Here is a 22841-nt window from a genome sequence, read left to right on the forward strand (position 1 = left end):
TCAAGGAGGCACCGGCTCAGATGAACAAGATCGGAATCCTCGCGGACGAGGGGCAACCCTCCCGTGACGTCACCCGCATCGTCCAGGACCTGCTGGACGAACCCCGCCGCAACACCGTTGACGACAGCACCAGCGTTCTCACAGGTACCTGGCCCGGCGTGGGGGAGGTGGAGGTTCGCGTCGCCACTGTCCCCATGAGCCCAGACGGAGACGTCATGCTCTCCGAGCATGCCCGCACCATCCTGGACACCCACGGCTGGGAGCGCTTCATCTACGTCACCGACCTGCCGCTCACCGCCTGGGAACGTCCGGTGGTCAGCCAGCGGGCGCGTGGCGCCGCCGCCGTGCTCATCTCCCTGCCCGCCCTCGGCGCCTTCGGCACCACCCGCCGTCTGCGGCGCGAACTGGTCAGCCTCATCGAGGACGACCGCGCCTTGACGGGAGTGCGGCGTGGGGGGCCTGACCTGGCGGAAGGGGCTGAATCGGATGATTCCGCAGACGTCGAGACGCGGGTCCTCGACCACCGGGGACGCTCCCTGCGCCTGATCCTGGGGATGATCCGCGGCAATCAGCCCGGCCGACTGCTGCCGGTGCTGTCCAGTTCGCTGGCGGCGATGGTCGCCACCGGCGGTTTCGGCATCTTCTACGGATCGATCTGGAAACTGGCGGAGGAGATGTCTTTCCCCCGGCTGGTGCTCATCAGCACGTTCGCCGTCATCTCCTTCACCGCGTGGCTGATCATCCACAACCGGCTCTGGCAGCGTTCCCACACGCAGGAGACCCGGTGGCGGGAACGCATCGACAATCTCGCCACCATAGGCACGATCGGCATGACTGGTCTGATCCTCTACCTGCTGGTCCTCGCCGTGTTGTTCGTGTCCTCTGCGGTGGTCATCCCGGTGGGTTACCTCGAGGCGGAACTGGAACGCCAGGTCGGTCTGCCCACCTACATGTCCATCGCCGCCCTCAGCGCATCCCTTGGCGCGATGGCGGGTGCGCTGGGATCCAATTTCGACCGTGACGTGGAGATCCGCTCCGCGACCTACAACCTGCGTGAATACGAGCGCAGGCTGCAGAGCGGCCACTACACGGACAAGGCCCGGCGGGAGGGCTAGTTGTACGGCGCGACCGAGGAGCGGTGGGCGTCGATGGTGATCTCCTCGTGGATCGGCGGGAAAGCGCGCTGGGCGCAGTTTTCCCGCGGGCACAGGCGGCAGCCCGCGCCGATCGGGGTGGCCACGGACAGGTCGTCCAGGTTGAGCCCCTCGGCGTAGACGGTGCGGTCGGCGTGGCGGGCCTCGCAACCCAGGCCGATGGCGAAGAGCTTGCCGGTGTCACCGAAACGGCCACGGTGGTGACGCACCGTGCGTGCCATCCACAGGTAATTCCGGCCGTCCGGCATCTGCGCCAGCTGACGCAGGATCGTGCCCGGGTTGGTGAACGTCTCGTAGATGTTCCACAGCGGGCAGGTTCCACCGGAGTTGGCCAGATGGAAACCGGTCGCTGACTGCCGCTTGGACATGTTGCCGGCGCGGTCGACGCGGACGAACGTGAAGGGGATGCCCCGCAGGTTCGGACGCTGCAGGGTGGACAACCGGCTGGACACGGTCTCATAACCCACGCCGAAGACCTGGCAGAGGAAGTCGATGTCGTAACCGGATCGCTCGGCCTCCGAGTGGATGCTCTTGTAGGGCAGCAGTACCGCGGCGGCGAAGTAGCTGGCGATACCCCTGCGAGCCAGGTTCGCGGATGCCTCGGAGGTGAAGGCGTCCTCGGCGACCAGCGCCTCGATGTCCTCGCCAGACTCCAGGTAGGCCAGTTCCATGCCCATGCGGAACGCGCGCTGGCCGGTGTGGAGTCTGCTGGCCAGCTGCAGGTGACCGGTGTCGCGGTTGAGGCTGTGCAGGGTGCCGTTGAGGTCCGGGGACGTGGTGATCTCGATCCCGTGGTGCCGGCGCAGTCGCTCGGCGATGGCGTCCTCGGTGCCGCGGATGGAGAATCTCTCCACGCCGAGCTCCTCGGAAATGGCTTCGGCGGAGGTGTCGAGCTTGTCCAGGTAGTTCTGGCGGGAGTAGAAGAAGTCCCGGACCTCATCGTGCGGCATGGACAGGGCCTGTGTGCCGGGGGTGGAGTTGATCGGGCCGGGCAGGCGCCGGGTGTCTGTGGCGATGGACAGCTTGTCGCGTACATTCCGGTAGCGACGGTGCATGTCCACCATCGTGCGGGCGATGGCCGGGTGGTTGTACACCAGCTCGGACAGTTCCTGCAGCTCGACGGGGTTGGGGCACAGTTCCTTGTCCAGGACGACATCCTGGATCTCGGCGAGGAGGCGGGAGTCGTCATCGCGCGAGAAGAAGGTCGCGTCGACGCCGAAGGCCTCTGTGATGCGCAGTAGAACGGGGACGGTCAGTGGCCGGACGTCGTGCTCGATCTGGTTGACGTAGCTGGCGGACAGGCCGAGTGTGGCCGCGAGCGATGCCTGGCTCAGATCTCGTTCGCGGCGTAGTTGACGCAGTCGCGAACCTACATAGGTCTTTCCCATGTCCGACATAGTAGCGTGACCGCGCTCACGCCCACACATCGTTTGCGAACTTTGTGTTGAGAAAGTTAAACAACGAGTGAATGTTGCGGCGGAAATCCTGCCCGGGGGCGAAAGCAACCGAAAGTTTGATACCTATCGGGGTGGGCTGGAGCGGTCCCGGCCGAGGCGGTGAGGAATGTCACAGTATCCTGCGGAACCCCTCCGGAGGGCTGGTTTGTCGGCCGGTCCGGACGGAAGGGCGTGGCAGGCAGTGGTTTACCCCGTTTTCCTGGCCGGCACATAAGGCAAGGCTTGCCTCATGTGCCGGCTGTGGTGGATGAGGTCACGGGGGCAGTGTGCCTGGCCGGGTCCCCCGAAAGTGGTCCCCACCGAGAGTCTGACCGTAAAGTATGAGCGACACTGGAGGTGCCATGACTGTTAAAAACGCAGACCGTGACGCAATCGCTCACGGCGTAATCACTGAGAAGCCGCTGCGCGAGCGGCCGTCCTACCCGACCTGGGCCATCAAGCTGGTAATGGCCATCACCGGCCTGATCTTCGGACTGTATGTCCTGGTTCACATGGTCGGTAACCTGAAGATCTACATGCCCGACCACAACGGCGTCGCCGCCATCAACGAGTACGGAGAGTTCCTCCGCACCGTGGGTGCGCCGATCTTCCCGCGTGAATCCATCGTCTGGATCCTGCGAATCGTTCTCCTGGTCGCCCTGGTCCTGCACATCCACGGCGCTTTCACCCTGAGCGGTCGTTCCCGCGTTTCCCGCGGCAAGTTCAGCCGGACCGACCTGGTCGGTGGCCTCAACTCCTTCTCCAGCCGCACGATGCTGATCACCGGCATCATTCTGCTGCTGTTCGTGATCTTCCACCTTCTTGACCTGACCATGGGTGTCTCTCCGGCAGCCACGGATTCCTTCACTCACGGAGAGATCTACGCGAACATGATCGCCAGCTTCTCCCGCTGGTGGGTCGCCATCTTCTACATCCTCGCGATGGTGGTGCTGTTCCTGCACCTCTCCCACGGTATCTGGCTCGCGGTGTCCGATCTGGGCATCACCGGCAAGCGCTGGCGCAAGATTCTCCTCGTCGTCGCCTACCTGGTGCCGGCGATCGTAATGATCGGCAACATTGTGATGCCGCTGTCCATCGCACTGGGCTGGCTCAGCTAGGTCCTGAAGGGAAGTTTGAGAAAAATATGAGCAACACCGAGACTGCTTCTCGTCCTGAGTTCGTCCACCCGGCTTCCATGGTTGAGGGCGTTATCCCGGGCACCGTCCTGGACAATGCTGAGCCCAAGGGCGTCCCGACCAAGGACATGTGGGATTACCAGAAGGAGCACATGAACCTTGTGTCTCCGCTGAACCGCCGCAAGTTCAAGGTTCTGGTCGTCGGTACCGGCCTGTCCGGTGGCGCCGCTGCGGCCGCCCTCGGCGAGCTGGGTTACGACGTCAAGGTCTTCACCTACCACGACGCCCCGCGTCGTGCGCACTCCATCGCCGCCCAGGGCGGCGTCAACTCCGCCCGCGGCAAGAAGGTCGACAACGACGGCGCCTACCGCCACGTCAAGGACACCGTCAAGGGCGGCGACTACCGTGGCCGCGAGTCCGACTGCTGGCGTCTGGCCCTCGAGTCGGCCCGCGTCATCGACCACATGAACGCCATCGGCGCCCCCTTCGCCCGCGAGTACGGCGGCACCCTGGCGACCCGTTCCTTCGGCGGCGTCCAGGTGTCCCGCACCTACTACACCCGTGGCCAGACGGGCCAGCAGCTCCAGCTGTCCACCGCTTCTGCGCTCACGCGCCAGATCGGCCTGGGCAACGTGGAGATCTTCACTCACGCCGACCTTGTTGACCTGATCGTCACCGAGAAAGAGGGCAAGAAGCGCTGCGAGGGCATCGTCACCCGTAACCTCCTCACCGGCGAGCTGGTCGCCCACACCGGCCATGCCGTCCTGCTGGCCACCGGCGGTTACGGCAACGTGTACCACATGTCGACCCTGGCCAAGAACTCCAACGCAGGCGCCCTGATGCGTGCGTACGAGCTCGGCGCCTACTTCGCTTCCCCGGCGTTCATCCAGTTCCACCCGACGGGCCTGCCGGTCAACGCGACCTGGCAGTCGAAGACCATCCTGATGTCCGAGTCGCTGCGTAACGACGGCCGCATCTGGTCCCCGAAGAACCCGAAGGACGACCGCGAGCCGAACACCATCCCGGAGGATGAGCGCGACTACTTCCTGGAGCGCCGTTACCCGGCCTTCGGCAACCTGGTCCCGCGCGACGTCGCCTCCCGTGCGATCTCGCAGCAGATCAATGCCGGTCTCGGCGTCGGCCCGCTGTTCAACTCCGCCTACCTGGACTTCCGCGACGCCATCGAGCGTCTCGGCCAGGACACCATCGTCGAGCGTTACTCGAACCTGTTCGAGATGTACCGGGACGCCATCGGCGAGGATCCCTACTCCTCCCCGATGCGCATCGCCCCGACCTGCCACTTCACCATGGGTGGCCTGTGGACCGATTTCAACGAGATGACCTCCATCGACGGCCTGTTCGCCGCCGGCGAGGCCTCCTGGACCTACCACGGTGCGAACCGTCTGGGCGCCAACTCGCTGCTGTCCGCCTCGGTCGACGGCTGGTTCACCCTGCCGTTCACCATCCCGAACTACCTGGCCAACTACCTCGGCGAGCCAGTGCTGCCGGCAGACTCCCCGGAGGCCGCTGAGGCTGTCGAGCGTGCGCAGTCCCGCATCGACCGTCTGCTCAACATCAAGGGCCCGAACCCGCGCGGTGCCGATTTCTACCACCGCCAGCTCGGCGAGCTGCTGTACTTCGCCTGTGGCGTCTCCCGTAACGTCAAGGACCTGCAGGACGCGATCGTCAAGATCCGCGAGATCCGCGCCGACTTCTGGACCAACGTCCAGATCCCGGGCGAGCAGAACTACATGAACCAGGCGCTCGAGTACGCGGCACGCGTTGCCGACTACATCGACCTCGGTGAGCTCATGTGCGTCGACGCTCTCGACCGCGATGAGTCCTGTGGCGCCCACTTCCGCGACGACCACCTCTCCGAGGACGGCGAGGCCGAGCGTGACGACGAGAACTGGTGCTTCGTCTCCGCGTGGGAGCCGGCCGGCGAGGGCAAGTTCATCCGCCACGCTGATCCGCTCGTCTTCGAATCGATCCCGCTGCAGACAAGGAACTACAAGTAATGAAGCTGACACTTGAGATCTGGCGGCAGGCCGGACCGACCCAGGAGGGCGCCTTCGAGACCGTCGTGGTCCCGGACGCCGTGCCGCAGATGTCGATCCTGGAGCTGCTCGACCATGTGAACAATGGCCTGATCGAGCAGAACAAGGAACCCTACATGTTCGCCTCGGACTGCCGTGAAGGCATCTGTGGCACCTGTGGCCTGATGGTCAACGGCCGCCCGCACGGTCCGGGCCAGAACACCCCGGCCTGCCAGCAGCGTCTGGTCGGTTTCAGTGAGGGCGACGTCGTCAAGTTGGAGCCGCTGCGCTCCGCTGCGTTCCCGGTCATCAAGGACATGGTCGTCGACCGTTCCTCCCTGGACCGCGTGATGCAGAAGGGTGGCTACATCTCCATCCACGCCGGCACCGCCCCGGATGCCGACACCCTGCACATGAACCATGAGGCTGCCGAGCTCGCCCTCGACCACGCCGCCTGCATCGGCTGTGGCGCCTGCGTCGCCGCCTGCCCGAACGGTGCTGCGCACCTGTTCACCGGTGCGAAGCTGGTCCACCTCTCCCTCATGCCCCTGGGCAAGGAGGAGCGCGGAAAGCGTGCCCGTCACATGGTTGACGAGCTCGAGACCAACTTCGGTCACTGCTCCCTCTTCGGTGAGTGCGCCGACGTCTGTCCGGCGGGCATCCCGCTGACGGCCGTCGCCGCTGTCACCAAGGAGCGCGCGCGTGCCGCCTTCCGCGGCAAGGACGACTAAGCTCGGTATTAACCGAGTATCGAGAGACGAAAGCGAGTAATGGCTATGGCTTCCTCCAACTATGCGGTCGCGGATCAGGCTTCCGAGTCCTTCCCGGATTACGCACCCAAGCTGCACGATTCCTACATCGAGGGATATGAGCCCAACTCCCTGGGCGCACCGCACTCCTCCCTGGAGCGCTCCTCCACGTGGATCGGCATGGGTCTGCTGCTCACCTCCCTGGCGGGCATCGGCATCATGATCTGGATCGCCGCCACTGTTATGTTCGGCCAGGGCGTGGGCCCCTCCGGGTACGACACCACCCTGTACTTCATCATCGGCGTGGTCATCGCCGTGGTGCTGGGTGCGGCCGGTTTCGGCCTCATCTACCACGGTCGCCGTTACTACCGTGAGTACCGGGCGCTCACCGGCCGTCACAACTAGTCTGCGCAGCTGACGTCTTTCGGCCCCGGCTCCGTCCCCTCCTGCCTCGTGCGGGCAGGGGACGGAGCTTTTTCGTACTCTGGGAGATGTGCGCCGAAACCTCATCATTGTCCTGATCACGTTGATCACGCTGCTCACCTCGATAAGTCTGGTGCAGTACGCCCTGGAACTTCTGTGACCGGCGAAGAGACCATAATGGGGCCCATGGGTAAACACAGCCAGACCGCGCTTGTCGACGCCCGCCCCGTCCCCGGGCCCAGCCCCGACGTTGAGGCCGGGCGTCGCCGCGCGCTCCGCCGCCATAAGGCGTTCGTCACCGGGCTACTGGTCGTTGCGGCGATCATCTTCCTCGCGTGCAGCTGGTGGCAGTCGCAGCCGGGCGGGGCCCCGACGTGGGTCGGTTACGTCCGGGCCGCCGCAGAGGCGGGGATGATCGGTGGACTGGCGGACTGGTTCGCCGTGACCGCACTCTTCCGGCACCCCCTGCGGATCCCCATCCCGCACACTGCGATCATCCCGAAGAAGAAGGACCAGCTGGGGCAGGCTCTCTCGGGATTCGTGGGGGAGAACTTCCTCAACGCCGAGCTGATCACGGAGAAGGTCCGGACCGCCAACATCCCGGAACGCCTGGGTGCCTGGCTTTCGCAGCAGAAGAACGCGGAGAAGGTTTCCAGGGAGGTCGGCCGTCTCACGGCCAACGCTGTCCGGGCGCTGGACCCGAAGGACGCGGAGGCGCTGATCCAGTCGCAGCTGATCGACAAACTCTCGGAGCCGCAGTGGGGGCCACCGGCAGGTCGGATTCTGACGGGCCTCATCGAGGACGGGCGTACCGAACCTGTGATCCAGGAGCTGGTGATCTGGGCGCACCGCAAGGTGCAGGGCATGGAGAGCACCGTTGTCGAGCTGATCGACGAACGCATGCCCACCTGGGCCCCGCAGTTCGCCAAGGAACTGGTGGGCGCTCGCGTCTACAAGGAACTGGTGGGGTTCACGGCGGCCGTCGCAAATGATCCCTCACACGAGGCACGCAACGCCATCCGCCGATTCCTCCACGAACTCGCGGATGATCTGCAGAATGACCCGACGATGATCGCGCGCGTCGAGGGCATCAAGCACGACTTCATGGGCTCCACCCCCGTGCGGGGTGCGGCGGCGGCGATCTGGTCGAATGCCTCGGCCTCGCTCATTGACGCCGCCACCGACGAGACCTCCCTGCTGCGCACGAAGATCACCGAGCTGTGCCTGACCTGGGGCAGCAACATCCAGACCGACCCCGAGCTGCGTGCCAGCCTGGAACGCCGGATCACCAGCGGTGCGGCTTTCCTCGCCGACAACTACGCGGGTGAAGTCACGGCGATCATCTCCGAGACGGTCGAACGGTGGGATGCTTCGGAGGCCAGTGACAAGATCGAGCTGATGGTGGGCAAGGATCTGCAGTTCATCCGCCTCAACGGCACGATTGTCGGTGCGCTTGCAGGACTTCTTATTTACACTGTGAATCACCTGCTCTTCGGAGCGTGACCCCTTGAATTCAGGAGTGAACGACAATGACCACCCCGAATGACAACACCACCCCGACCCCCGAGCAGAACAAATCTCTGCTGGATAATCTGAGGGAGCCGTTCCAGGCATGGGTGGCCGCGGGCTCCCGTGTGGGCGACCTGGTCGCCGATTTCGCCGGCCGGTTCCGGGAGGACCGTGAGAAGGCCGACCTGAGCTCCGGCGCCCACGCGAAGCCCAGCCCGGTCGAAGACGAGGAGTCCACCGCGAGCCGCTTCCGGGCTGCGGCCCAGGAGGCCCGCTCCGGGTTGTCTGCGGCGAAGAGCACCGAGGATTACAAGGCGGTGTCCGTCACCTTCGCGGGCCATGCGGAAGAGATCATCCGGGATCTGGCCGGTTCGGTGCGACGCGCGGCCGACCAGACGAAGGACTCATCCTCGGCCGAGGAAGCGAAGGGCGCCTTCAACCGGGCGGTCGCCTCGGTGAGGGAAACCTTCGAGGAGACGATCGAGCAGGCCCGTACCCGCCGCGCCGACGCAGGGGATGAACAGCGCGAGCAGTCCTTCATCGACGAGCTCCGCGGCCGCCTCGACGACCTCATCAGCCGGGCAGGTTCGCTGGCGGGGCATGACGAGAAGGAGCGTTCCACGCCGACCGCACCCTCGACCAACGGTGAGGGCGAGGTGCCGCATATGATTGACGGCGAGGTCATCAGTACCACCGAGGTACCCACCGACACCCAGAAGGACAGCTAGAACTCCGTCATGACTCTGATCGCCAGCTACATGCTCTTCGAACAGCTGCTGTTCGCCCTGATCGCCATCACCGGAGTGGTCGGCGCGTTTCTCGCACTGACCACACGCGATGACGCCTACCAGGCGGGAGACCGCCAGACGAAATGGATCTGGGTGGCCATCCTGATCGGTTCGGCCTTCGTCGTGGTCACGCGGGTGCCCTTCCTCTCCTGGGCCGGCATGGTCGCCATCGGCGTGTACTGGTTCGATGTGCGACCGCACCTGAAGTCGATCATCAACGGAAACTACAGCTGGTAGCTTCCATGACCTCGGATCTGGCGTGGCTCAAGGGCCACGCCTTTCTCATGTGCGTGGGACCCGGGACCACACCCGGTGACGTCCCTGCGGCGGTGGCCGGCGCGCGCGACGCCGGGCTGGGTGGGATCGTGTTGTCGCCCTCCCACCTGGAGCTGGCCGGGGACACCGGCGGCCTCACGGTGGCCGTGGTGGTGGGTTTCCCCACCGGCCGCCACCACAGCCTGGTGAAGGCGGCTGAGGCGCGGTTGGCGGTGCAGCAGGGGGCCGCGGAGGTGTGGCTGACCCCGGATCCGGGGGTGGCGGAGATGAACACACTTCTGGCCGAGTTCGTGGCCGTCCGGGAGGCGGTGCCGCACCCGGTCACGCTCGCCGTCATTCTGGAGACTCCCGCCCGCACACCCGCCGACGTCGCGGCGGTGGCGGAGGCCGCGCGGCTGGCCGGGGTCGACCGCCTCGTCACCGCGACGGGCTGGCTGGGGGAGGCGCCAGGGGCGTCAGCAAGCATGCCGCTGCCGCTGACGGTGACCGGGGTGCGGGACCTCGACGGGGTGATCGCTGCGCTGGATTCCGGCGCGGACCGCGTCGGCGTCAGCTCTGTGTCTGCCGTGGGTCAGCCACCTCGCTGAGGGCGACGTTCTCGCCGCTCAGCCTGAGACGGGCCCCGCCGTCGATCACCTCGAACTCGTCGATGGTGAACTCGCCCGCCTGCTCCTTGACGCCTTCCTGAAGTCCCGCGGTGATGAGTCCGGTGACCTGGCCGGGGAGGTCGAAGCCGAGGAAAGAACCGCCGGAGGCCTCGAAGGTGAGCTGCCCGTCGACCGGCGTGGGCCGGAGGTTGAGGACGGCGACACCGCTGTTGAACTCGATGTCCAGCGTGCCCTCGGCGGGGTTGGCGGTGACATCGGAAACCCCGATGAGGCCGCCGCCCCCGCCGGCCTCCATCGACTGCTGGATCGTGGCGAGCAGGAACTCCTCGGGCACTTCCGCGACGGTGATCATCCGGGCAGCGACGGGGTTGTCCCGGTCGGAGATGTCCAGATCGTTGAGGAAGACGTGGGCTCCGGGCTGGCCGAGAATCTCCTGGCCGGTGATCTGCAGGGTGGACGGGGTGGTGACCTCCACCTCCGGGACAACGCCGCGCACCGCGGACAGGATCAACGGCGTGGCTCCGAAGGAGATGGTGGGGTCCTCCGTCATGGTCACCCCGTCCTCCGCAGCCTGAGCCTCGAAGCTGGAGCGTAGCTCGTTGCCGATGAACCAGCGCAGGCCGAACTCCGCGACGAGCAGCACGATGAGCAGGGCCACGAGCAGGCCGACGATGAACTTCCAGATGGTCGAGGAGGCAGAGCGCGCAGATGACATGCCGCCCAGTGTTCCGTAGATCAGGCGCCCGGGGCAACCGCATCCCAGGGGACTGTCAGGATGTTGTCACGCAGATTCCGGCGGACGGGTTCGATGGGCCAGCCTTCGTCGAGGAGTTGTTGACGGGCGTTGCGCCAGCGCACCCGCGGGCCGTAGGGCTCCCATCCGGCGGCCCGGTTCCAGGCGTCGTCGGCGGCGCTGAGCAGGGCGTGGATGCGTTCGCCGGGGGTGTTGCGGTGGATGAGGACCTTCGGCAGACGCTCGGCCAGGTCGGAGGGGGCGGCCACATCGAAGGGGTCCCAGGCCAGGGTGAGGGAGACCGGGCCGTGCTCGTCGAGAAGCAGCCACGCGGCGCGCCGGCCGATCTCGTCGCAGGTGCCCTCGATGAACAGACCGCCGGGGGCGAGCCTGCGCAGCACCGACTCCCAGGCCTGCTCGACCTGGCCCACGTCATACTGGCGCAGCACATTGAAGGCACGCACCAGCTGGGGGCGGTACCCGGCGAGCTCGAAGCCCCCGAGTTCGAAGCGCACGCCACCCTGGGGTGGGAGGACCCGCTCCGGGTCGATCTCCAGGCCCACGACCTCGATGTCGGGGCGCACGGTTCGCAGACGGGCGGCCCATTCCACGGTGGTGGTGTGGGAGGCGCCGTAGCCGACGTCGACAGCGAGGGGGGAGGGGGCGCCGAGAAGCAGCTCCCTGACGCGCGGATGATGCACCGCCCACCGGTCGGAGCGGCGCAGCCGGTTGTATCCGGTCGTGCCGCGGGTGATGACGCCGAAAGGCCGACCCCGTCCTTCCTCTGCGTGGAGGTTGTGTGCGTGATCGGCCATGAGGATGATGCAGTGGGAACCGGGAACGCGGTTAAGCGTTCTCGGAGATCCAGCGCTCGGTCAGTTCGCCTTCGGTCCTGAACAGGTCGCCCAGGGCGTCGGCGACCTTCGGCTCGATGGCCGGGCCCATGAACGGGATGTTCACGGAGACGTCGTTGATGTACGCGAGGGTGGTGGTGGAGTCGTCGCCGGAGATGTTGATCTCACCCTGGAAGTCGACCGGGGTGCCCTTCACATCGGCGGCGTAGGAGATGTGGGCGGCGTTGTCGGTCAGCGGACCGACGGTGACCGTGCGCTTGACCTTCAGCGCCTGGGAGATCATGGCGCGGACGGCCTCGGGGAGGATGTCCAGCGGCAGGACCTCGAAGAGGGTGACCACTGCGCCACCCTCGGTGGACTCGAAGGAGTTGACCTCGCCCGGTTCCGGGGAGAGGTGGTGTGCGATGAACGCCCAGTAGTCGGCGTTGGTCAGCGCGGCGTGGACTTTCTCGGCCGGCTGGTTGATGGTTACGGTGTTCTCACTGCGGGATGCCATGTTCTACAGACTACCGTTGAGTCCGTGACCGATTCATCTCTGACCCCGGACATTCGTACGCGTCTCGCGCAGATCGCGGATGTGACCCTCGATGAGCGCACGACGTTCGCCGAGCTGACCACCCTTCACCTGGGTGGACGCCCCCGACTCACCGTCCGGTGCGGCTCCACCTCCGCGGTCGCTGAGGTGGTGATGCTTCTCGACGCCGCCGGCATCCCCCTTCTCGTCGTCGGCGGCGGATCCAACCTCGTGGTCGCCGAAGGGGACCTCGATCTGGTGGCCGTCATACTGGAGAACGACACGCTGGAGCTTGATCCGGCGAGCGGCCTGGTCCGCGCCGGTGCCGGTGCCGTCTGGGACGACGTCGTGGCGGCCACGGTGGAGGCGGGCCTGGGTGGCATCGAGTGCCTGTCCGGCATCCCCGGTTCGACCGGTGCCACCCCGGTGCAGAACGTCGGCGCCTACGGCGCGGAAATCGCGGACGTGCTCACCCGGGTGCTGCTGCTGGAGCGGGCCACCGGCGAGGTGTCGTGGGTGCCGGCCGCCGATCTGGAGCTGGCGTACCGCTACTCCAACCTCAAGTTCACCGGCCGGGGCGTCGTGTTGGCGATCGAGCTGCAGCTCAACCCGGACGGGCTCTCCGCGCCCCTGCGTTTCGGTGAGCTGGCCCGCCGCCTGGGTGCGACTGATTCCGGCGGGCGACGCCCGGTGACGCAGGTCCGTGACACGGTCCTGGACCTGCGCCGCGGCAAGGGGATGGTGCTGGCGGAGGGCGACCACGACACCTGGTCGGCCGGTTCCTTCTTCACCAACCCTGTGGTCGACGTGGCCGTGGCCGACAGCGTTCAGGCGACCGTGCGCGCGGCCCGCGGTGACGAGGACGCCGACCGTATGCCGCGCTTCCCCGCCGGGGAGGGGACGGTCAAGCTCTCGGCCGCGTGGCTGATCGACCGTGCCGGCTTCGCCAAGGGACATCCGGGCGAGGATGCACCGGCGCGCCTGTCCACCAGGCACACCCTCGCGCTGACCAACCGCGGCTCGGCGAGCACCTCCGATCTGGTCGCCCTGGCCAGGGAGGTCCGCGACGGGGTGCGCGGGCGCTTCGGCGTGACCCTGGTGCCCGAGCCGGTGTGGATCGGCGTGTCCATCGACTGATCTGGCCTGGGACGACACATGACACCGTCCACCCCCTTATCTGGAGGTGGACGGTGTCACTTCACGTCAGGCAGCCGGCCCGAGCTGATCCGGGGCTCAGGCCCGCGGGTACACCCCGTCCTCGCCCAGACGGACATCCTCGCTCAGCAGCAGGTTGATCTCCGCCTCGTGAGCGCCCTGCTCCGGGAAGCGGCGTCCCTCGATCTGGGTGAACAGCGGGGCGCGGCCGATCATGCCGGCCTGCATGCGGGCGGCGCCGTCACGCAGCCGCCCGGTGGCGCGCCCGCGCCATGCCTCCACGTCCAGACCTGCGTTGGCCACGGCGGCCTCGAAGGTCGACGGGTGGGCGTAGACCACCAGGGCACCCACGTGGCCGAAGCCGAGTGAGGTCAGCGCGGCAGCCTTCACCGTGCCCTCGCCCAGATCCAGCGGTTCGCGCAGCCAGACCAGGTTCTTCGCCTTCGGCGCGATGAGCGGGTCGACGCAGTCCAGGGAGGCGTTCTGCGGGAGCCTGCCGGTGCGCAGGACGTCCATCAGACCGCCGGTCTGGAAGAGCGCGGCGCCTGCCTTGGAGTGGCCGGTGAGCGTCTTCTGGGAGATGACGTACATCGGCTTGTCCGGGTTACGCCCGATGGCCGGCCACAGCAGGGAATGCAGCTCCGACTCGTTCGGGTCGTTGGCGTTGGTCGAGGTGTCGTGCTTGCTCAGCACGGACACGTCGTCCGGGCTCAGGCCCAGCGACTTCAGCGAACGCGCGAGCTTCGACTTCTCCCGGCCGCGACCTGCGCCGAGCACACCCAGGCCGGGAGCCGGGATGGAGGTGTGGGCGCCGTCGCCGTAGGAGGCGGCGTGTGCGACCACGGCGTGGACCGGCAGGCCCATCTCCGCGGCGACGGAGCCGCGGACCAGCAGCACGGTGCCGCCGCCCTCGGCCTCGAGGAAGCCGCCGCGGCGACGATCGTTCGCACGCGAGATGAAGCGCTCGTCGATGCCCTTGTCGGTCATCGTCTTCGTCTCGGCGGTGGCGTTCATGTCGCCGAAGCCGGCCAGGGACTCGACCTGGACGTCGTCGATGCCGCCGGCGATGACGAAGTCGGCCTTGCCCAGCCTGATCTTGTCCACGCCCTCCTCGATGGAGACTGCCGCGGTGGCGCAGGCGCCGATCGGGTGGATCATCGAGCCGTAGCCGCCGAGCAGCGACTGCATGGTGTGGGCGGCGACGACGTTGGGCAGGGACTCCTGCAGGATGTCGCTCGGGCGCTCCTCACCCAGGAAACGGCTGACGAAGACCTTGTGCAGGGACTCCATGCCGCCGATGCCGGTGCCCTGCGTGGTGCCCACGTCCAGCGGGTGGACGTGCTGCAGCAGCTCGGTCGGGGAGAATCCGGCGTTGATGAAGGCGTCGACGGCGGTGACCAGGTTCCAGGTGGCGATGCGGTCCAGCGAGTCGATCATGTGGTCCGGGATGCCCCACCTGGCGGGGTCGAAGTCATCGGGCATCTGGCCGGTGACGGTGCGCGACAGGGTAGCCTTGCGCGGCACGTGGGCGGTGGCACCCTGCCTGCGGGTGATCACCCATTCACCGTCGACCTCGGCGATGAGGGTCTTGTCCGGGTCGGCGTCGTGGATGTCGCGGGCCTCTGCCTCGGTGGCGACGGTGAAGGTGATGTCGCGGTCGAGGAAGACCTGGGTCAGGTCGATGGAACCCTGGTCGACCAGGTGGTACTTGTCGGTCAGGGTGCGCACGCCGGAGCGGGCGACGACCTCGTCACGGAAACGGTCGTAGATGTCCTCCTCGGCGACTTCCTTGCCGTCGGCGTCGTACCAGGCCGGGTTCGGGTCCTCGGACCATTCGACCAGGCCCGTCATCCAGGCCAGTTCGAGCACGCCGGCGGCGGTCAGATCGACGGTGCCGTCGCGCTGGATGCCGTACTCGGCCTCGAAGCGGGTGCGGCCGGAGCCCCAGGAGGAGACCTCACCGACGCCGGCGATGACGACCATGTCGTCCAGTTCCGCGGTGACCTCGCCGATCTCGACGCCGCCGACCTGGGTCGGGTTGTCGAGGTTGGGCAGCGCCGGGATGGTCACTGCCGTCTCTGCCGCCTCGTCCGGAGTCGTGGTGGCGGCGTCCGCGCGGGCCTGCGCAGCCAGCTCGGAGATGGACACGGCGGAGGATCCCAGGCCACCGGTGAGGTCGGCCTCGACCGGGGCCTCGGCGGCCCTGGCCCGGGTGTCGTGTGACGCCAGTGTCATGAGCTCGGAGGAGATCTCCTCCGGGGTCCAGACATGGATGCCCGCGGCTTCAGCGGCCGGGATGAGGGCGTCGTTGCCACCCATCAGGTGGGTGCCGGAGACCCAGCCGATCCTGGCCTGCGCCAGGGTGACGCCTGCGGGCCAGCCGGCCTCGGAGGACCACTTGGCCAGGATGGCGTCGAGGGCACTCTTGACCTCGGCGTAGGCGCCGTCGCCGCCGAACATGCCGCGGTTCGGGGAACCCGGCAGAACGACGTGGGCGCGGACGTCCACTGCCTTCTGCGCCAGCCCGGACAGGCCGGCGATGGTGCGTTCGACGGACCAGAGCAGCAGTCGGGTCTGGTTCTCGGCGGCAGGGCCGACGTCGGCGAGCGAACCGGAGACACCCGGTGCCGCGAAGGGGAAGGCCAGCGTCGGGGTCATGGCCGGCTTGATGATCTTCACCTCGTTGCCTACGGACTCCTTCTGCTCACTCCCGATCCAGTCGATCAGGGCGTCGATGTCGCGGTAGGACGACAGGTTCGCGGGGACCAGCCACAGGGCAGCGCCCATGGCGGCGTGCTCGGCGTAGAGCCGGCGCGCGAATTCCTTGCGTGCCTGGGAGATACGGGAGGCGGTCATGATGACCGTGGCGCCGCCCTCCAGCAGGCGCTCGACCAGCGCGGTGGCGATCGAACCCGGCGCGGCACCGGTGACCAGTGCGACGTCGCCGGCGTATTCGCCTTCGAGCTTGTCGACGGCCGCCTCGGCGATCCGGTGCATCAGCGCCGGGTCTGTGGCGCCGTTTCCGGCATACCACCTGGCCTGGGCTGCGACGACGTCGCCGGTGCCGGTGAAGCGGTCCACGGGCAGGTCCTTGTGGCCCAGGGCGACGCGGGCGAGGTCCTCGCGGGCCAGAGCCCAGCGGTCGTCGAAAAGCACGGCCCTGGCGGCGTCGAAGGTCGGGGTGACCAGGTCGACCCAGCCGGTGCCCAGCTCAGCCTCGACGGCCTCGAGCACGGTCGTGTCGGCCGGTTCGGCTTCTGCGGTGACCGGGGTCAGCCCCAGCTGGTCGAGGACGGTGCGGGCGGCCGTGGCCAGGACACCGTCCGGGCCCGTGACGGTGTCGGCGTAGGCGGTCAGGGCCGCGGAATCGACGACCCCGCCGCCGCCTGCGCCGCCACCGGCGTTCAGGGAGACGGAGATGCCGTGGCGGGCCGCGACGGCCTGGACGGCGGCGTCGATGAGGGCGTCGACGTCGGACCTGGAGGAGGCGGAGGTCGGGACGGTGGCGAGCGTTCCGCCGCGGACCGAGTCCTCCTCGCGGGAGCCGAGCAGGATCTCGGCCTCGACGTGGCCGACCCAGGATGCGGGCAGGCCCCAGGTTCCGGTGACGCGCTCGCCGACGTGGGCGGGCTTGTGGCCGGATGCGCCGGTCAGGAGGCGGAGCCGTGCGGTGACGGCCTCGCCCAGGACGGAACCGAAGGGGGAGTAGCCGGGGGCGGCGGTCTTCACCCGCTCACGCAGGACGGCCACGTCGGCCTCGGAGGCGCCGTCGATGGCCGGCACGCCGATCTCGGCGGACATGTCCATCAGCAGCTGGTTGCGGCGCGAGGAAACGCCGTTGGTCAGCTCCTCGACGGTGTCGGTGTCGTTGATCTGGTCCAGGCGGATCTTGTTCTGGAAGGCGAAGAGCACCATGATCGCCTCGGCCGCGGTGAACGCGAGAGCCGGGGCGTCAGAGCCCGAGCCGCCGGACGGTGCGGTGGTGGCGGCCGGAGCCGGAGCAGCCTCGGCTGCAGCGGGGGAAGGGGCGGCGGCGGGAGCCTCATCGACCTCTTCCTCGATGACCGGGGCGGCCTGGACGTCGGCGAGCATGACCTGGTCCTGATCGCGCTCGACGTTGAACACCGGCAGTTCGGTGCCCGCGACGGCCATGGAACGCAGGGCGAGGTTGGTCAGGGTCGGGGAGGCTGCGAGTCCGACCTCGATGATCTGATCCACTTCGCCGAAGAGCAGCTCCTGGGTCTCGATCCAGCGGACCGGGGAGGCGAACTGCCAGCTCAGCAGCTCGATGAGGAGGGTGCGGGCCAGTTCGTTCTCGCTGGCGAAGTCGGCGACGGACCGTCCGGCCAGACGCTCGGAGGGGGCCTCCTGGCGGATCGACTCGAGGAAGTCATCGGTCAGTTCGAAGGGGCGGGCCACCAGGTTGGGCACGTAGCGGCCGACCAGAGCGGTGAGATCCAGCTCGGCGGGGAGCAGCTCGTCGAGTTTCTGGGCGAAGGTCGGCACTCCCGGGCGCAGCACGGAGGAGTGGAAGGGGACGTCGATGCCCGGGACGGTGACGAAGGCGCGGTCGCGGACGGCGTCGGCTCGTGCCTTGAGTGCGGCCAGTCCGGCTCTCGTGCCGGCGATGGAGTACTGCTGGCCCTCGATGTTGTAGTTGACGATCTGCAGGAACTCGCCGGTTTCCTGCGCGATCTGTGCGATGTAGTCCTCGACCCGGTCGGCGGGGACGCCGATCATGTTCGGGCGCAGCGCGCCCATGCCGTAGTTGGAGCGGCCCTGCTCGTCGCGCTCGACGAGGGTGCCCATGGCTGAGCCGCGGGAGTAGACGACGTCGATGACGGACTCGAGGTCGAAGATGTTGCCCAGCGACGCGAGCGCGGTGTACTCGCCGAGGGAGTGGCCGGCGTACATCGAGTTCGCGGCCAGGGCGTCCGCCTCACGCAGGCGGGCGGTCTGTGCGTAGGCGACGACGGCGAGGGCGACCTGGGTGAACTGCGTGAGGTGCAGCACGCCCGCCGGGTGGATGAACTTCCGGCCGCGGACGGTCACTTCGGTCGGGTTCTCGTCGATGATCCGGCGGATGGAGAAGCCGAGGGCGTCGCGGGTGTGCTTCTCGGCGCGGTTCCAGATCTCGCGGGCCGCCGCGGAGGCGCCCCGGTCGCCCTCACCCATGCCGACGGCCTGGATGCCCTGGCCCGGGTAGACGTAGGCGGTCTTCGGCTGGGCCATCAGGGCCTGGCCGACGGAGACCACCTCGCCGTCGATGCGGCAGGTGACCTCGAAGGCGTTGTGGATGCCCTTGCGGCCTACGCGCTCGACGGTGATCTCCACCTCGTCGTCGAGCTGGACCATGCCGTACATGGAGTAGGTCCAGCCCACCACGGTGCCGTGCCGGCCGGCCAGGTGCTGGGCCGTGGCCGACAGCCACATGCCGTGGACCAGCGGAGCCTTGAGGTTGACCAGCTGCGCAGAGTTGGTGGACGTGTGGATCGGGTTGTAGTCGCCCGAGACCAGCGCGAACGGGGTCATGTCGGAAGGCGCTGTGACCACGGCCCGCTCGATGAAGGAGCGCGGGGTCGTCTCGACCTTGGTCGCGGACTTGCCGCCACCCCACTCGGGGGCGGGGGTCGGGATGTCGGTGCCCCGGGCGCGGCCGCGGATGGCGAAGCGCTGCATCTGGGTGGCCACGAGTTCGCCTGCCGAGAACAGCTCCAGCTCGACGGTGACGATGCGCCCGGAGGAGGACTCGGAGATGTCGGTGCACCTGGAGGTGACGTCGATGGTGCGGCCGTCGGCAAGCTCTTCCAGCGGCACGCGCACGTCGACGACGTGGTTGAGGTGCACTGCGTTGAGCAGGCCCTCGATGACGGGGTAGCCGTCGGCGAGTCTGCCGGAGCCGAGTGCCGTGTAGATCGCGGGCCAGCACGGGCCGACCAGCACGTCCGGGGTGCCGGGGGTGACGGCACCCAGTGCGGCACCGGTGACGGAGGTGTGGGCCGGGAGCAGCGACGGGTCAAAGGTGAAGGAGTACCGGGCCACGCCGAAGGGCGCGTCCGCAGATTCCGAGCCCTCGATGATCTCGGGCATGGCGTCGATGTGGTCGCCGGTCTCGGAGATCGAGCCGACGCCGGCCAGGCCCTCGAGGAGTGCGAAGACGGACCTGGGCAGACGCTCGTCGGAGACGACCGGGGAGGCACCGGTGGCGACGGATTCCGGCAGGTCCAGTGGGATGGTGACCTCGCGGACGTAGAACGGCCGCTGCTCCTCCGGCAACTCGTCCCAGTAGGAGTCGGCGTTGATTCGGATCGACCACAGTCCGGCCTCGTCCTGGATGAGGTCGTAGGCGTCCCGGTCCATGTCGTGGGCGGGGTTGGCCATGAGGTGCCCGTGCCACACGATCGTCGGGGCGGCCTTGATGTATTCCGCCGCGTCACGTGCGTCGGCCAGGCGGGAGAACTGCTCATCCGGGAGCGCGCCGGCGTTGAGCAACGCCTGGGTGGCGCAGTCCTCGAAGCGGCCGAGCAGGTCGGCGATCGGCTCGTTCTTCCGGGTGATTCCGGCGACGGCCACCGGACCCGGGATGATGCGGACCTGGTCGGCGTTGTAGCGCTCGTCCTGGGCCTGCCACAGGGTGTCCTTGCCGAACCAGACCGGCAGGTCGCCGTCCAGCGCGGGGACCCACGGCATCGGCTTGACGTGCTTGCGGTTGAGGTTGATCCACCAGGCGGCGTCCCGCGGGGACACCAGCAGCTCGTGCGCCTGCGGGTAGGCGGCCAGGAGCCGGGCGGCGGCGGTCGGGGCATCCCCGACGGACCCGATCCCGGGGAAGAGCGTCCCGATCTTCCCGTGGTCGGCGTGGTTGAGGCGCGCCTCGACGCGGTGCAGGAGATCGAAGAAGCGGTCGTCCCAGGTGGGGTCGACGAAGGGGTGGGCCAGCTCGACGAAACGGTTGACCCATTCGGCGTAGGTCATCGTCTCCACGTCGCCGAAGTAGGGCTTCGAGGTCCTGCCCAGCACCTCGATGATCTCTTCCCGACGCCCCTCGTACTCCTCGAAGTCCAGCGAGGTGATGAAACGGGAGGCGGCGGCGAAGGAGTTGTCCAGCTCGTGGATGTCGGCCAGCAGGTGGGACTGCGAGGAGGCGGTGCCGTGGTTGCCGCTGCCCCGGGAGACCCAGCCGTCGTTCTCGTCCGGGCGCACGCCTCTGGTGTTGACCAGGAGTTCCTTGACCGAGTCGGTGGCGGAGGCCTCCCTGGTGGCCATGGCGACGGTGCCGATGAACACGGCGTCGACCGGCATGGCCGGGAGGGCGTACTTCCGGGACCAGGCGCCGGTGATGTACTCCGCGGCGCGCTCGGGCGAGTGGATGCCGCCACCGACGGCCAGCAGCACGTTGGGGTGCCTGCGGGTTTCTGCGTAGGTCTGCATGAGCATGTCGTCGAGGTCGGTCCAGGAATGGTGCCCGCCTGCGTGGCCGTCCTCGATCTGCATGAGGATGTGGGAGTCCGGGTTGGCGGCGGCGATCTGCAGGGTGTCCCTGATCTGCTTCGTCGTTCCCGGTTTGAGGGCGATGTAGGGGAAGCCGTCGGCGTGCAGCTGCGCGAGGAGTTCGGTGGCCTCCTCGACCTCCGGGATGCCGGCGGAGATGGTCACGCCGTTGAAGGGGGCGCCGGCGGCACGTGCCTTCGGCACGATGCGGGTCTGGCCGAACTGCAGGTTCCACAGGAAGCGGTCGAAGAACATGGTGTTGAACTGTGCGGTGCGGCCCGGTTCGAGCAGTTCGACGAGGCCGTCGTTGTGGTGGGCGAAAACCTCGTCGGAGTACATGCCGCCGCCGGCCAGCTCGGTCCAGTAGCCGGCGTTGGCGGCCGCGGCGACGATGCCGGCGTCGGCGGTGGTCGGGGTCATGCCGCCGAGCATGATCGGCGACAGGCCGGTGACCGCGGAGAAGCGGGTCTGGGTGTAGGTCCTGCCGTCGGGCAGGCGGACCAGACGCGGTGCGAACTCGGCCCAGTCACGTTCGTCCGGGAGTTCCGAACCCGGGGTGGCCAGCCGGTCGCGCTCCACGGTGGTGGCGGCCGGAATCAGCGCGATCCCGCTGCCCGCCAGCAGGGGGGCGGTCAGTCGCGCCAGTCCGCCGTCGAGGCACAGCACGTGCTTCGTCTCGTCGGCGGTGAGCTGGGCGACCTGGGCGGGCCAATTGTGGGGGTCCACCAGGATGGCGCAGGCCAGTTCGCGGACGGAATACTCGCCGAGGTCGATGTTGCAGCGCTGGGCCCACTCCACTGCCAGGTCGGCGGCCTCGCGCATGTCCGGGTGGTGGAAGGGGGCGGCGACGGGAAGTTCATCGAAGGCGGCGGTGATCTCGCGGCCGCCGAATTCGCGGAGTTCGAGTCGGTCGTTGTGCGCCTGCACGGCCCGCGCGATGGAGGCCTGTGCGGCGGCGAGCTCCTCGGGGGAGCCGGAGAGGACGTGGTGGCGGGGGCCGTTGATCACGGCCAGGCAGGCGGCGCCGGCGTGCTTCTCGACGACCGCCCGTTCCACCCCGCGTACCGAGAGCATGCGCGAGCGCGGATCGCCGGAGCCGACGACCCGGCTCAGTGCGGTGCCGAGCAGTACGGCGAAGGCCAGGGCCTGCTCCGGGTGACGGGCGGCCACGACCCCCAGGGAACCCTGGGAGTGGCCGAGCAGCGTGCTCTCATCGAGGTTGATGCCCAGGTCGCGCAGGTGGTCCAGTGCGGCGATCTGTCCGAGGACGATGCCCGGCACCGACACGGCGGGGAGGGCGTCAATGGTCCCGGTCCCGGCGGTGGCGTCGGGGGAGAGCAGGTCTGCGAGTCTTTCGAGGGAACCTGGAACGGTGGAGGAGATCTCCCGTGCGACCGGGCCGGTGGTCGTCCGTGCGGCCTGGAGCAGCTGGTTGAGCCGGTCGCCCGTGTGGTGGGCGGTGGCGGCGTCCACCAGGGCGGACTGCCAGGGAGAGCCCTGTCCGGAGAAGATCAGGGCGGGGCGGTCCAGGGAGAGGAGTGGGATGAGGGGCATGCAGGCATCCTTCAGAAGAGGCACTCATTTACGGTTACGTTATCGTAACCTACGCCTACGTAACCGAAATGTCGAGAACGCGGATGCGCCGAAAGCTCCGGAAGCGCAGGAAGGACCGGCCAGATGGCCGGTCCTTCCTGGGGATTTAGCTTGGTGCCGCTAGGCGAGGGAAAGGAACATCTTTTCCAGTTTCTTCTCGTCGTAGGCTTCCGGGGACTCGTCGGTGAAGCACTTCTTCATGCCGGTCGCCACGACGAGGTATCCGGCGCGGTCGATGGCCTTGGCAACGGCGGCCAGCTGGGTGACCGCCTCTTCGCACTCGTGGCCCTCTTCGAGCATGCGGATGACGGCATTGAGCTGACCTGCTGCTCGCTTGAGCCGGGTGGTGGCGGGCTTGGCTTCCTCAGGGGTGAGCTTCATGCCGG

16 protein-coding genes are annotated in these 22841 nt (G+C 67.8%); 10 read left to right on the forward strand and 6 right to left on the reverse strand.

What is annotated here, in order from left to right; all coding sequences use genetic code 11:
• Positions 1 to 20 precede the first annotated feature (20 nt).
• A complete protein-coding gene (locus tag CETAM_RS01705; RefSeq protein WP_156226789.1) occupies positions 21 to 1115 on the forward strand; it encodes a hypothetical protein in 1095 nt (364 codons plus the stop codon).
• Here the strand turns inward: CETAM_RS01705 and ramB are convergent.
• Complete coding sequence (gene ramB, locus CETAM_RS01710) at positions 1112 to 2542, reverse strand: acetate metabolism transcriptional regulator RamB (RefSeq protein WP_156226790.1); 1431 nt, start codon at positions 2540 to 2542, stop codon at positions 1112 to 1114. The genes CETAM_RS01705 and ramB overlap by 4 nt on opposite strands.
• A gap of 410 nt (positions 2543 to 2952) precedes the next feature.
• Here ramB and CETAM_RS01715 point away from each other — a divergent pair, with 410 nt between their 5' ends.
• From CETAM_RS01715 to CETAM_RS01750, 8 genes are all read left to right on the forward strand, one after another.
• Entirely contained in the window at positions 2953 to 3708 is a 756-nt protein-coding gene (locus tag CETAM_RS01715; RefSeq protein WP_156226791.1) for a succinate dehydrogenase cytochrome b subunit, read from the forward strand.
• A 26-nt stretch (positions 3709 to 3734) separates the two neighbouring features.
• Positions 3735 to 5744, forward strand: coding sequence for a fumarate reductase/succinate dehydrogenase flavoprotein subunit (locus CETAM_RS01720; RefSeq protein WP_156226792.1), 2010 nt, complete (start codon positions 3735 to 3737; stop codon positions 5742 to 5744).
• Positions 5744 to 6493, forward strand: a complete 750-nt coding sequence (locus CETAM_RS01725; RefSeq protein WP_156226793.1) for a succinate dehydrogenase/fumarate reductase iron-sulfur subunit — start codon at positions 5744 to 5746, stop codon at positions 6491 to 6493. The genes CETAM_RS01720 and CETAM_RS01725 overlap by 1 nt, the downstream gene beginning before the upstream one ends.
• 45 nt (positions 6494 to 6538) lie before the next feature.
• Positions 6539 to 6916 (forward strand): hypothetical protein, encoded by a 378-nt coding sequence (locus CETAM_RS01730; protein ID WP_156226794.1) that lies wholly within the window; start codon positions 6539 to 6541, stop codon positions 6914 to 6916.
• A gap of 204 nt (positions 6917 to 7120) precedes the next feature.
• A complete protein-coding gene (locus CETAM_RS01735) occupies positions 7121 to 8437 on the forward strand; it encodes a DUF445 domain-containing protein (RefSeq protein ID WP_156226795.1) in 1317 nt (438 codons plus the stop codon).
• A 26-nt stretch (positions 8438 to 8463) separates the two neighbouring features.
• Positions 8464 to 9171: a CGLAU_01105 family protein gene (locus CETAM_RS01740; protein ID WP_156226796.1), complete on the forward strand. Its 708-nt coding sequence runs from the start codon at positions 8464 to 8466 to the stop codon at positions 9169 to 9171.
• Between the two features lie 9 nt (positions 9172 to 9180).
• Positions 9181 to 9468, forward strand: a complete 288-nt coding sequence (locus CETAM_RS01745; protein ID WP_156226797.1) for a DUF2516 family protein — start codon at positions 9181 to 9183, stop codon at positions 9466 to 9468.
• Positions 9469 to 9473: 5 nt separating this feature from the next.
• The gene (locus CETAM_RS01750; protein ID WP_156226798.1) at positions 9474 to 10094 is read left to right on the forward strand and encodes a 2-deoxyribose-5-phosphate aldolase; all 621 of its coding nucleotides are present in this window, start codon (positions 9474 to 9476) and stop codon (positions 10092 to 10094) included.
• Here CETAM_RS01750 and CETAM_RS01755 read toward each other — a convergent pair.
• Genes CETAM_RS01755 through CETAM_RS01765 form a run of 3 tightly spaced genes read right to left on the reverse strand, consistent with a single transcriptional unit; the run spans position 10057 to position 12198 of the window.
• Entirely contained in the window at positions 10057 to 10830 is a 774-nt protein-coding gene (locus CETAM_RS01755) for an LmeA family phospholipid-binding protein (RefSeq protein WP_231587549.1), read from the reverse strand. The two genes, CETAM_RS01750 and CETAM_RS01755, sit on opposite strands and share 38 nt — an antisense overlap.
• A 20-nt stretch (positions 10831 to 10850) precedes the next feature.
• Positions 10851 to 11663 (reverse strand): class I SAM-dependent methyltransferase, encoded by an 813-nt coding sequence (locus CETAM_RS01760; RefSeq protein ID WP_156226799.1) that lies wholly within the window; start codon positions 11661 to 11663, stop codon positions 10851 to 10853.
• 31 nt (positions 11664 to 11694) lie between these two features.
• Positions 11695 to 12198 carry a DUF2505 domain-containing protein gene (locus CETAM_RS01765; RefSeq protein WP_156226800.1) on the reverse strand — a complete coding sequence of 168 codons (504 nt, stop codon included), beginning with the start codon at positions 12196 to 12198 and terminating at the stop codon, positions 11695 to 11697.
• Between the two features lie 24 nt (positions 12199 to 12222).
• Here CETAM_RS01765 and CETAM_RS01770 point away from each other — a divergent pair, with 24 nt between their 5' ends.
• Positions 12223 to 13353 carry a UDP-N-acetylmuramate dehydrogenase gene (locus CETAM_RS01770; protein WP_156226801.1) on the forward strand — a complete coding sequence of 377 codons (1131 nt, stop codon included), beginning with the start codon at positions 12223 to 12225 and terminating at the stop codon, positions 13351 to 13353.
• Between the two features lie 96 nt (positions 13354 to 13449).
• Here CETAM_RS01770 and CETAM_RS01775 read toward each other — a convergent pair whose 3' ends face one another.
• Both CETAM_RS01775 and CETAM_RS01780 read right to left on the reverse strand, forming a co-directional pair.
• The gene (locus CETAM_RS01775; protein ID WP_156226802.1) at positions 13450 to 22416 is read right to left on the reverse strand and encodes a type I polyketide synthase; all 8967 of its coding nucleotides are present in this window, start codon (positions 22414 to 22416) and stop codon (positions 13450 to 13452) included.
• A gap of 159 nt (positions 22417 to 22575) precedes the next feature.
• Entirely contained in the window at positions 22576 to 22836 is a 261-nt protein-coding gene (locus CETAM_RS01780; RefSeq protein ID WP_156226803.1) for a metal-sensitive transcriptional regulator, read from the reverse strand.
• Between the last annotated feature and the right edge of the window lie 5 nt (positions 22837 to 22841).

The organism is Corynebacterium comes (genome assembly GCF_009734405.1).
GTDB lineage: Bacteria > Actinomycetota > Actinomycetes > Mycobacteriales > Mycobacteriaceae > Corynebacterium > Corynebacterium comes.

Coding starts and splice junctions, on each gene's coding strand:
- CETAM_RS01765 (WP_156226800.1), bottom strand. CDS start 12,198: ATGGCATCCCGCAGTGAGAACACCGTAACCATCAACCAGCCGGCCGAG.
- ramB (WP_156226790.1), bottom strand. CDS start 2,542: ATGGGAAAGACCTATGTAGGTTCGCGACTGCGTCAACTACGCCGCGAA.
- CETAM_RS01735 (WP_156226795.1), top strand. CDS start 7,121: ATGGGTAAACACAGCCAGACCGCGCTTGTCGACGCCCGCCCCGTCCCC.
- CETAM_RS01775 (WP_156226802.1), bottom strand. CDS start 22,416: ATGCCCCTCATCCCACTCCTCTCCCTGGACCGCCCCGCCCTGATCTTC.
- CETAM_RS01745 (WP_156226797.1), top strand. CDS start 9,181: ATGACTCTGATCGCCAGCTACATGCTCTTCGAACAGCTGCTGTTCGCC.
- CETAM_RS01740 (WP_156226796.1), top strand. CDS start 8,464: ATGACCACCCCGAATGACAACACCACCCCGACCCCCGAGCAGAACAAA.
- CETAM_RS01730 (WP_156226794.1), top strand. CDS start 6,539: ATGGCTTCCTCCAACTATGCGGTCGCGGATCAGGCTTCCGAGTCCTTC.
- CETAM_RS01780 (WP_156226803.1), bottom strand. CDS start 22,836: ATGAAGCTCACCCCTGAGGAAGCCAAGCCCGCCACCACCCGGCTCAAG.
- CETAM_RS01750 (WP_156226798.1), top strand. CDS start 9,474: ATGACCTCGGATCTGGCGTGGCTCAAGGGCCACGCCTTTCTCATGTGC.
- CETAM_RS01715 (WP_156226791.1), top strand. CDS start 2,953: ATGACTGTTAAAAACGCAGACCGTGACGCAATCGCTCACGGCGTAATC.
- CETAM_RS01760 (WP_156226799.1), bottom strand. CDS start 11,663: ATGGCCGATCACGCACACAACCTCCACGCAGAGGAAGGACGGGGTCGG.
- CETAM_RS01725 (WP_156226793.1), top strand. CDS start 5,744: ATGAAGCTGACACTTGAGATCTGGCGGCAGGCCGGACCGACCCAGGAG.
- CETAM_RS01705 (WP_156226789.1), top strand. CDS start 21: ATGAACAAGATCGGAATCCTCGCGGACGAGGGGCAACCCTCCCGTGAC.
- CETAM_RS01755 (WP_231587549.1), bottom strand. CDS start 10,830: ATGTCATCTGCGCGCTCTGCCTCCTCGACCATCTGGAAGTTCATCGTC.
- CETAM_RS01720 (WP_156226792.1), top strand. CDS start 3,735: ATGAGCAACACCGAGACTGCTTCTCGTCCTGAGTTCGTCCACCCGGCT.